Below are 11014 nucleotides of genomic sequence, written 5' to 3'. Positions count from 1 at the left end.
AGCCCAACTCCACCAGCGTGAGTCACTAGACAGTATTTCTGAGAATCTTCGTGCCAATGAGGACTTCCAAGCATTTCTTGAGATTGATCCTGTTCATCCATCGACACTTCACCGAAAGCTTGTTCTACACAAATTGATGGAATAGCCAAAATTAGGTAGCTTTTTGCAAGACTAGTGCCAAATTCACGGTTATACTCGCCAAATCACGAACGGAGACGGTCACCAATCAGGCCAGGTCCTACTGTCCGCAACTTCACACAGTTTATATAGATTGCCTGGCAATTGCCAGGCAATCAAATCCCCCCTCCAAATAGAGGGTCAAGGATCCCAAGAATAACAGTCAGTCATTCGGCTACCCGACAAATGCCGTGAAATTGAGAATTGTTAAATAATTTTGTGTTTTCATATTGCCAAATTTTCTAAAATCTCTTATAGTTGATAGTAGAGAAACTCATTCTTGCTTCTGGGTTCTTTTTTTTACACAAGAAAATGAATGAGTATTCATTCAAGCAAAAGGGGGAGTACGTGAATGGTCCGTAACATACGGAAAGCAGCTGTATTAGGTTCAGGAGTCATGGGTTCAGGAATCGCAGCGCATCTAGCAAATATCGGCATCCCGACGCTTTTATTGGACATTGTTCCGAGGGAGCTTTCAGAGGAGGAGAAGAAAAAAGGACTCTCGCTTGATGATAAGGAAGTGCGTAACCGCCTTGCGAATACCGCAAAGCAAAAATTGCTCAAGCAAAAGCCGGCGCCGCTGGCATCCAAAAGCAACATGGGCTTGATTACGGCCGGCAACATGGAAGATGACATGGAAAAGCTTGCTGATGTCGACTGGGTCATCGAAGTTGTGGTCGAGAACCTCGATGTGAAAAAGAAAGTGTTCGAACAGGTTGATCGCTATCGGAAAGAAGGATCGATTATAAGTTCCAACACATCCGGGATTTCTGTAGAGGCTATGTCAGAAGGAAGATCAGATGATTTTCGTTCGCATTTCCTCGGCACTCACTTTTTCAACCCGCCGCGCTATCTGAAATTGCTTGAAGTCATTCCGACAAAGGCAACAGATCCTGAAGTTGTAGAATATATGAAGACTTTCGGCGAGGACACCCTTGGAAAAGGAGTTGTTCTTGCAAAAGATACGCCGAACTTCATCGGAAACCGGATCGGTACATACGGTCTGCTTGTGACCGTCCGGGAAATGCTCGAAGGCGGCTATTCCATCGGGGAAGTGGATTCGGTCACCGGCCCGATGATCGGCAGGCCGAAGAGCGCCACATTCCGCACTCTTGATGTCGTCGGTCTGGATACGTTCATCCATGTTGCCAACAACGTTTATGAAAAAGTGGAAGGCGAAGAAAAGAAAGTATTCGAAGTGCCTGACTTCATGAAAGAAATGGCTGACAAAGGCTGGATCGGAAGCAAAGCCGGGCAGGGATTTTTCTTGAAGAAGAAGACGGACAAAGGCAAGGAAATCCTTGAACTCGATCCGGAAACGATGGAATATGTCGAGCGTAAAAAGCTAAAAACCGCATCAACCGAAATGGCGAAGCAGGCCAAAGGCTTAAGCGGGAAAATGAAAGCGCTTGTTTATGCGGATGACCGTGCAGGTAAATTATTGTGGAATATCGTGAAACCGGTACTCTTATATTCTGCAGAACTCCATAAAGAGATCGCTGACAACATCGCTGCGATCGATAATGCGATGAAGTGGGGATTTGGCTGGGAACTCGGCCCGTTTGAAACATGGGATGCCATCGGTTTTGAGAAATCGCTCGAGCGTATGGAGGCGGAAGGTGCTGAAATTCCGGCCTGGATAAAAGAAATGAAGGAATCCGGCCATACCTCATTCTATAAGAAAGATAACGGTGACATTCAATATTATGACGAAGGCGAATATAAACCGCTTGAGGAAAATCCGAAGAGTATCAATATAAAGAGATTGAAAGAAAAGAAGGGTGTCATTAAGAAAAACGCCGGTGCGAGTTTGATAGATAACGGTGACGGTGTTGCGCTTCTTGAGTTCACATCGCATAGCAATGCCATCGGCATGGACATTATCCAGATGATCAACTACTCATTAGAAGAAGTTGAGAAGAATTATGAAGGTCTTGTAATCGGGAACCAGGGCAAAAACTTCTGCGTCGGTGCCAACCTTGCCATGATGCTGATGGAAGCGCAAGACGGCAACATCTTTGAAATCGATATGGTCGTCCGCCAATTCCAGAATGCGATGATGAATATCAAATACAGCCCGAAACCGGTCGTTGCTGCTCCATTTGGCATGACACTGGGCGGCGGTGCCGAAGTTTCAATGCCGGCTGCAAGATTGCAGGCTTCAATGGAAACATACATGGGTCTTGTTGAAGTTGGCGTAGGATTGATTCCAGGCGGCGGCGGAAACAAGGAACTTTATCTCCGCCATATCAGTCAGCTGCCGAAAGGTGTCAATTTTGACCTGCAGAAGGCCGCGAATGCGACATTTGAAAAAATCGCTATGGCGAAAGTATCCACTTCGGCACAGGAAGCGCGTGAAAATACATTCCTTCGGGAGATGGACGGCATCAGTATAAACGGTGACCATCTAATCTATGATGCGAAACAGACCGTGCTTGCACTTGCCGAAAAAGGATACGTGGCACCGAAAAGGGCCAGTGTGCCGGTTGTCGGCGAAACAGGTTATGCGACGATGGTGCTTGGCGCTGAAGCTATGAAACTGAGCGGATACATTTCCGACCATGACTTCAAGATTGCGAAAAAACTTGCTTATGTCATTGCGGGCGGAAAAGTGCCATACGGAACAAAAGTCGATGAGCAATACTTGCTCGACCTTGAAAGGGAAGCGTTTTTAAGCTTGATCGCCGAACCGAAGACAATGCAGCGGATGCAGCACATGCTTCTGAAAGGAAAGCCGCTTCGCAATTGATGATTCCGTCACTGGATGAAACGGAAACCAAACCATGCAGGGGGGAAAAAGTGTGAAAGAAGCAGTTATCGTAGCAGGTGCCAGAACACCGGTCGGAAAGGCGAAAAAAGGAAGCCTTGCCAACGTGAGGCCGGATGATCTCGGTGCCATTGCTGTAAAAGAGACGTTGAAACGTGCAGGCGGTTACGACGGCAATATAGATGATGTCATTATCGGGTGTGCAATGCCTGAAGCGGAACAGGGAATGAACATGGCCCGCAATATCGGCGCACTCGCCGGCTTAAGCCATGAAACGCCAGGCATAACGATAAACCGTTATTGTTCTTCTGGTCTGCAGAGCATTGCCTACGGTGCAGAACGGATCATGCTCGGCCATTCGGATACGATCCTTTCCGGGGGCGCCGAATCAATGAGCCTTATTCCGATGGGCGGCCATGTCATCAGGCTGAATCCAACTCTCGTTGAAAATGCACCGGAATATTACATGAGCATGGGTCATACGGCTGAACAGGTTGCACAAAAATACGGCATCAGCCGTGAAGATCAAGATGCATTTGCGGTTCGTTCCCATGAACGCGCCGGGCGCGCAATCAAAGAGGGAAAGTTCAAAGACGAAATTGTGCCGGTAGAAGTGGTCCGCCGCTATGTCGGGCGTGATAACAAGCTGGTTGAGGAAACATTTATGTTTGATACAGATGAAGGCGTCCGTGAAGGAACCAGCATGGAAACACTTGCGAAGCTGAAGCCCGCATTCCAAGTGGGCGGAAGCGTCACAGCTGGAAATGCCTCGCAAATGAGTGATGGTGCAGCTGCAGTCCTTATTATGGACCGTGAAAAAGCGGATGCGGAAGGGCTTAAGCCAATCGCAAAGTTCCGCTCCTTCGCTGTAGGCGGTGTACCTCCGGAAATCATGGGTGTCGGCCCTGTCGCCGCCATTCCGAAAGCACTGAAACTGGCTGGTCTCGAAGTTTCTGATATCGGATTGTTCGAACTGAATGAGGCATTTGCCTCCCAGTCGATTCAGGTTATCCGTGAACTCGGCCTTGATGAGGATAAAGTGAACGTCAACGGCGGGGCAATCGCACTTGGCCATCCGCTTGGCATGACAGGAACAAAGCTCACCCTGTCCCTCGTCCACGAGATGAAGCGCCGGAATGAGCAATTCGGTGTTGTCACAATGTGCATCGGCGGTGGAATGGGAGCAGCAGGCGTATTTGAACTTCTGTAATGGTGCCTGTCACTTGTCGATTATCGACAAACATCGACAGGTGCCTGTCACCTTGTGGTATTTCCCGCCGGAGCAATCCTGCGCCGGCGGATCAATAAAATATGAGAATGAATTACTTTTACCGGGAGGGTATCCAAATGGCAAATAAGGTCGATGAGTTACAAAAAGGCGGCGGATTTCTGATTGATGACATTTCCCCTGACGCTGTTTATACACCTGAAGACTTTACAGATGAGCATAAAATGATCGCGAAAACGACAGAGGACTTTGTCGTAAATGAAGTCGTTCCACAATTAGAATACCTTGAAAATCACGAGTTTGACCGTTCCGTAAAGCTATTGAAGGAAGCTGGCGAACTAGGTCTTCTTGGAGCTGACGTTCCTGAGGAATACGGCGGCCTCGGACTTGATAAAATCAGTTCTTCACTGATAACAGAGAAATTTTCACTTGCAGGCGGATTTTCTGTAACCCACGGTGCACACGTCGGAATCGGTTCCCTTCCGATTGTGTTTTTCGGTAACGAAGAACAGAAGCAGCGTTACCTTCCGAAGCTTGCATCAGGTGAGCTTATTGCAGCGTACGCCCTGACAGAGCCGGGCTCCGGTTCAGATGCGCTCAGTGCAAAAACGACTGCAAAGTTGAACGGTGAAGGAACGCACTACGTTCTTAATGGTGAGAAGCAATGGATCACAAACTCCGCGTTTGCTGATGTTTTCATTGTTTATGCAAAAATTGACGGCGAGCATTTCTCTGCATTCATTGTAGAGCGTGACTATCCTGGCGTTTCAACTGGCCCGGAAGAAAAGAAAATGGGAATCAAGAGTTCATCTACGCGTACATTGATTCTGGAAGACGTACCGGTTCCGAAAGAAAACCTTCTGTTTGAACCAGGCAAAGGCCATGTCATTGCCTTCAATATTTTGAACGTCGGCCGCTACAAGCTGGGTCTTGGTGCAGTAGGCGGAGCGAAGCGCACACTTGAGCTTGCTGCTAAATATGCAAACGAGCGCCAGCAGTTCAAGCAGCCAATCGCGAAGTTCAGCTTAATTCAGGAAAAACTCGGTACAATGGCTGCCCAGACATATGCAAATGAAGCAGCGGTTTACCGGACGATCGGCTTGCTCGAAGACCGCCTGAATGCACTTAGCGAAGAAGAAATGAAAGACGGTGCAAAAGTCGGCGCCGCAATAGGCGAATACGCGATCGAATGCTCACTTAATAAAGTGTTCGGCACCGAAGCGCTTGATTATGTAGTCGATGAAGCTGTCCAAATCCACGGCGGATACGGATTCATGGCTGAATATGAAGTGGAACGCATTTACCGTGACTCCCGGATTAACCGGATTTTTGAAGGGACAAATGAAATCAACCGCCTGATCGTCCCTGGCACATTGCTGCGCAAGGCGATGAAAAATGAGCTGCCGCTTCTTCAAAAAGCACAATCACTTCAAGAAGAACTGATGATGATGATGCCGGAAGAGCCGGGAGACGAGGCGCTTGAGCAGGAAAAATATATGGTCCGCAACGCCAAGAAAGTAGCACTTCTGGCAGCAGGCCTTGCCGCTCAAAAATATGGCAAAGCATTGAACGATGAGCAAGAAATACTTGCTAACATTGCCGATATCGTAGGTGAAGTGTTTGCGATGGAATCTGCCTTACTTCGCACAGAAAAGGCGATCGACAAGACAGGCGAAGCCAAAAACAAGCAGAAGCTCCTTATGACGCAGGTTTATTGTGAAGAAGCGATGAACCGCATTGAAGGCCATGCGAAAGAAACACTTGTAGCGGTTGAGTCCGGTGATACGCTTCGCATGATGCTTTCATCATTGCGCAAGCTGACACGCCGTACGCCGATTAATGTCATTGTCAAAAAACGTGAAATCGCAAAAACGGTTCTTGAAGAAGAAAAATATGTAGTCTGATTTGTTTCAGGAAGGAAAAGCGGGCCGCAGCTGCGGTCCGTTTTTTGCTTTTCCGATAGTTTGATATAATTTCATATCCAGCCGCAAAGCGGTTGCGCTTCGGGGATAACCGTTTTAGCCGCTGTGAAAATCACCTTTTTCAGCTGTTGTAAAACAGGCTCAAAAGAATGATTGGATAATTAGAATTTCAAATCCCTGTTGTGATACAATATACTTACCTTTATTGATGGGAGGGATTAAATGGCCATACAGTTTTACTGGTATCCGAAATGCGGTACAAGCCGAAAGGCGAAAAAGTGGCTGGAAGAGCGCGGCATCCCGTTTGAAGAGATACATATTGCTGACAATCCCCCGGGACGTGAGGAGCTCGAGGACTATTATCAAAAGAGCGGTTTGGAAATTAAAAAGTTTTTTAATACAAGCGGAAAAAAATACCGTGAGCAGAACTTGAAGGAAAAAGTGAAAACCGCTTCAGACGATGAACTTCTCGGCATTCTTGCATCGGACGGCATGCTGATCAAGCGGCCGATTGCCGTTGATGGCGATAGGGTGACAGTCGGCTTTAAAGAAGAGGATTATGAAAAAACATGGGGAAATAGTTAAAGAACCCGTGATTTTAGCTAAAAACATTTTTCTATGGAGGGATTTTTGCAATGAACTTACCTAAGGATTTCCGTTACTCAGAAGAACACGAATGGGTAAAAACAGAAGACGGCAAGGTCCGCATCGGAATTACCGACTTCGCTCAGTCAGAACTTGGCGATATCGTTTTTGTCGAATTGCCGGAGGTCGGAGATGAAATCAAAACAGATGAGCCGTTTGGCAGTGTTGAATCTGTAAAAACGGTTTCTGAATTGTATGCTCCGCTAAGCGGAAAAGTTGTCGAAATCAACAGCGAGCTTGAAGACAGCCCTGAGCTTGTCAACGAGTCTCCATATGAAAAAGCATGGATGGTCATCGTTGAGCCTCAAGATACAGGCGAAATCGATAGCCTGATGACGGCAGAACAATATCAGGAAATGGTAAGTGAAGAAGACTAAAAACTAACGAAAAACCCCGGTGCAAACCGGGGTTTTGTTATGCTGTAAAAAAGATGTACATGCCAAGCGGCTGCAAGGCCCCGCTGCAGACTTGATAGAGTGTTTAGCGTTTCATTAATACAAACTTGCCGGATTGGAATTGTTACCAAACAAACTAATAGAAGAAAACGGGTAATCTATGTATACAATAGTAAGAGAAACCGAAAAGATATTTAAAAAGCAGGTGACCTACATGGAGGACCGGGTAAAGAAAGTGATTATCGTAGAAGGAAAGTCAGATAAGAAAAAAATCCAGCCGATCATAAATGAAAATGTACAGATCGTTTGCACACACGGAACGATGGGTGTTGAAAAGCTTGATGAGTGGGTGGAAATGTTTTATGACCTTGACCTATATATTCTGGTTGATGCAGATTATTCCGGAGATAAACTAAGGCGGCAATTTGTACAAGAGTTTCCGTTTGCCCGCCATCTATATATTGATCGTGTCTACAAAGAAGTCGCTGCCGCGCCTGAGCAGCACCTTGCCATGGTGCTTGCAAGCGCAGATATTAATATCCACCCTGAATTCCTAATAGGACCGGGAAGTGAAAACAGATGAAGGATGCGAAGCAACAGGATATCCTCCAGGCCATTAACAGCGGACAGACAGGCGCTGTTTACTTTTATACACCAATGTGCGGAACGTGCAAATTGGCAGGTAAAATGCTTGAAGTAACGGAAGCAATGCAGCCAGGGCTGCAGATTCTGAAAGGGAATCTTAATATAATGCCAGCGATAGCAGAACAATGGGAGATTGAAAGTGTTCCGTGCCTGCTGTTATATGGTGCAGGCGGCACTGAAAAAATGTATGCGTTCCATTCAGTGGAGCACGTAAACAAAAAGCTGAAAAAACATTGGATGAGCAGACTCCGTCATTGAACCTCCATTGTAAAAATACAAGCACCCACTAGATAATCCGAGTGACTGCAGTCTAAACCATATAAACGTCCAGGTTTCTTGCTGGAGGATTAGGATTTGAAGGAAAAAAGTCAAACGGCATCAAAAATCACTATATGAATCACACCGAAATTACAAGGCAATTAAAATAATACACGCTGTGAAAATGCCTGGAAGTCTGAACATTTTTCAATATATCACCTTATTGACCTAACAAACCCTTTAATGAAATTAAAACTCTTCAATAGCCTCTTCGAAAAGTTGCATTTTAGAACGGTTGTTAATTTCCGCGGAGCAGCCGGCAAGGCTGAGAAACTAGTCGAATGAAAGCCCCCACATCACCAATTGACCGATTCAGGTGATTAGCAAATGCGCGGGGAGGTAACAAACCGCGTTCTGCTTGGAAGTAAAAGCCATGGCGGCCTATACGGGAATTGAACGAGTATACTTTCAGAACTGTCTGGGTGGCAAGTTGATGCACCTGATACAGCTTCTGTGTTTCTTTTCCCTGAATTGATGTTGCAACTGAGTGGATTGAAGCGATTGTCTGCAGTTTAAAGGAGCGGGCAAGATACATGACAGCGGATTTCCTTATTCCGCAATCCTGCCCGTTTGTTTAATGTATAACATGAATATCCAGTAACCTTTATTTTTAAGACGGGTGCACGGCATTCATGCAAATAACTTCCCAGGACCCGGGCCGTTTGTCTCAATTTCAGTATGTTTAGCGAAATATGCGATAAATGTTTTTACAAAAAATAAATTGTTGGATATAGTAATTTAAGAAGTGAATTTACTGTGAATATTTTGAATACAATTCCAGTAATTACATAATCTTTCGGCAATTGGATTTTTTTCACTGGATAAAAATACCAATAATATGAAAGAAAAGGATGCTATTTTACGGTTTAAAAACAATTCGATTGCAAACATTCTCTTGACTGCTCTACATGTGGTATAAACGTTGTGTGCCCTTTTTGCTGAAAAAGCGGCAGGGTGGTTTGGATCATCTCTCAATCCCCAACTCAAACGTCTAATAAGGATGAGGTGAATGGAATGGCACCGTTAAGCATGGGTGTTTTAAAAAAGCGATTTACGCGAAATCCTGAAACGATAGAAGAAAAAGTCACCCTTGCGCAGCAGGGGGATTATTTGACCAGAAATGATTTGATCAAAGAATATCAGCCATTTATAAAAAAAGTGATATCAAAAGTTTGTCATCGTTATGTAAATGAAGAGATGGATGAATACAGTGTCGGTCTAACGGCATTTAATGAAGCGATTGACCAGTATTCAGAAAAAGAGGGCAGCCGCTTCTTGACATTTGCCAACATGGTTATCCGCAGGCGCGTGATTGACCATATCCGAAGGGAACAGCGCCAGACCCGCAACCTCGTGTTCCATTATGAGGAAGAGACTGAAGACAATGTCCAGGAGGAAACGTTCGCAGAACAAAAGGCGTCTATTGACCAGTATACCCGGGAAGAGGAAAGCGCTGAACGGGTAACTGAAATCATGGAATATCAAAAATTGCTTGCACAGTATGATATAACCTTTGAAGCACTTGTTAAACATTGTCCGAAACATATTGATGCACGTGATAATGCGAAAGAAATCGCTTATTTGATCGCGCACGACGAAGAACTCTCCCGCTATCTCAAAGACAAAAAAAGGCTGCCGATAAAAAATATAGAAAAAATGGTGGATTGCAGTCGTAAAACAATAGAGAGAAATCGAAAGTATATAATAGCAGTTGCGCTAATATATCTTGGCGATTTTCATTCATTACAGTCTTACATTGAGATATAAAGGGGGGAGTCAATGGTGAAACGCGGAATCATAATGGAAATTAACCGTAAGAAAGCGGTTGTCATGACGAGGAACGGGGCATTCGAGCAAATCCGTCTGAAAAAAGGCCAGGATGTGCAGCTCGGAGAAGAAATTTTAATCCCTGAAGAACCTCAAAAGCGGGTGTTTCCTTCATTCGCACCGTCAATTACTGTGGCAGCTGCAGTTGCGGCGTTTATTATCGCGTTTGCCGGGATTTTTTCGTTCAATACCGAGCCAGTAGCGGCGTATGTAAGTATTGATGTGAATCCCAGTATGGAAGTCGGGGTGAACCAGGACATGAAGGTCCTTGAGTACACCTCGCTGAACGATGATGGCAAGGCGTTGCAAAAAGAAATAGATAAGTTGAAAGGCTTGCCGCTTGCCGAGTTTGTAGAATCGGTTGTTGCACTAATAAAAGAAAAGGGATATTTTAACTCTAATCAGGATGTACTGCTTGCTTCCACATCAATGCTGGAAGATAAAAATGACAAAGAGAAAATGCAGCAAGCACTTGCACGCGAGCTCGTTGCAGTACAAAACCGTCTATTAACACAAAATGAAGAGATCGCCGTAAAAGTTGTATATGCTGATGAAGAAACAAGGGAACATGCTAAACAGAACGGCATTTCTACCGGTAAATACCTTGTTTATGAAGATGCTGTCAAACAGGGGAACGAGCTGACAATGGATGAGGCTAAGACACTTTCAGTAACTGAACTGAAAAAGAAAGCCGAACCACGCCCTGAAATGGATAAAAATGGAAAGGGAGTAAATATTCAGCATGCCGGAGGCAATAAAGATGAAAAAGCCGTACCTAATTCAAATGCACCTGGCCAAATAAAGAAGAACGAGAAGCAGGGCGCTCCTGGGTTTGAAGACAAGGAACCGCCGGGCCAGACTGGAAAGTCAAATGGTCATTCCAACGGGAATGGAAAAGGAAACGCTGAAAAAAAAACAAATAATGGCTCAATGAATAAGTCCGATTCAGTTGATAAAGAAGGCAAGAGTAATGCTGGCGGCAACAAACAGAAAGATAAAAAGCAAAATAACAGCCAGGGTAAAAACAAAGTCAACAAACAGCAAAATAATTCCAACGGCAAAAATAACCAATAAATAGCGGAGAAAAAGG

General features: G+C 45.2%; 9 protein-coding genes. All 9 read left to right on the top strand.

What is annotated here, in order from left to right:
* The first annotated feature begins 529 nt into the window (after window positions 1-529).
* The 9 genes from A4U59_RS01370 (at window position 530) to A4U59_RS01325 (ending at window position 10998) form a co-directional block, all read left to right on the top strand.
* Complete coding sequence (locus tag A4U59_RS01370) at window positions 530-2926, top strand: 3-hydroxyacyl-CoA dehydrogenase/enoyl-CoA hydratase family protein (protein WP_070119494.1); 2397 nt, start codon at window positions 530-532, stop codon at window positions 2924-2926.
* Window positions 2927-2978: 52 nt separating this feature from the next.
* Window positions 2979-4154 carry an acetyl-CoA C-acetyltransferase gene (locus A4U59_RS01365; protein WP_070119493.1) on the top strand — a complete coding sequence of 392 codons (1176 nt, stop codon included), beginning with the start codon at window positions 2979-2981 and terminating at the stop codon, window positions 4152-4154.
* 137 nt (window positions 4155-4291) lie between these two features.
* On the top strand, window positions 4292-6076 hold the full coding sequence (locus A4U59_RS01360) for an acyl-CoA dehydrogenase family protein (RefSeq protein WP_106406273.1): 1785 nt from the start codon (window positions 4292-4294) through the stop codon (window positions 6074-6076).
* A gap of 240 nt (window positions 6077-6316) precedes the next feature.
* On the top strand, window positions 6317-6679 hold the full coding sequence (locus A4U59_RS01355; protein WP_070119491.1) for an arsenate reductase family protein: 363 nt from the start codon (window positions 6317-6319) through the stop codon (window positions 6677-6679).
* A 50-nt stretch (window positions 6680-6729) separates the two neighbouring features.
* Window positions 6730-7116 carry a glycine cleavage system protein GcvH gene (gcvH, locus tag A4U59_RS01350; protein ID WP_070119490.1) on the top strand — a complete coding sequence of 129 codons (387 nt, stop codon included), beginning with the start codon at window positions 6730-6732 and terminating at the stop codon, window positions 7114-7116.
* Between the two features lie 232 nt (window positions 7117-7348).
* Window positions 7349-7717, top strand: a complete 369-nt coding sequence (locus tag A4U59_RS01345) for a toprim domain-containing protein (RefSeq protein ID WP_083270584.1) — start codon at window positions 7349-7351, stop codon at window positions 7715-7717.
* Window positions 7714-8037, top strand: a complete 324-nt coding sequence (locus A4U59_RS01340) for a thioredoxin family protein (protein ID WP_070119489.1) — start codon at window positions 7714-7716, stop codon at window positions 8035-8037. Before A4U59_RS01345 ends, A4U59_RS01340 begins: the two co-directional genes overlap by 4 nt.
* A 1074-nt stretch (window positions 8038-9111) precedes the next feature.
* Window positions 9112-9864 (top strand): RNA polymerase sigma-I factor, encoded by a 753-nt coding sequence (gene sigI, locus A4U59_RS01330; protein ID WP_070119487.1) that lies wholly within the window; start codon window positions 9112-9114, stop codon window positions 9862-9864.
* A 12-nt stretch (window positions 9865-9876) separates the two neighbouring features.
* Entirely contained in the window at window positions 9877-10998 is a 1122-nt protein-coding gene (locus A4U59_RS01325; protein WP_070119486.1) for an anti-sigma factor domain-containing protein, read from the top strand.
* Window positions 10999-11014 lie beyond the last annotated feature (16 nt).

The organism is Bacillus marinisedimentorum (assembly GCF_001644195.2).
In the GTDB taxonomy this organism is placed as follows: Bacteria; Bacillota; Bacilli; order Bacillales; family Bacillaceae_O; genus Bacillus_BL; species Bacillus_BL marinisedimentorum.
This window is presented reverse-complemented; position numbering and strand designations above follow the sequence as displayed.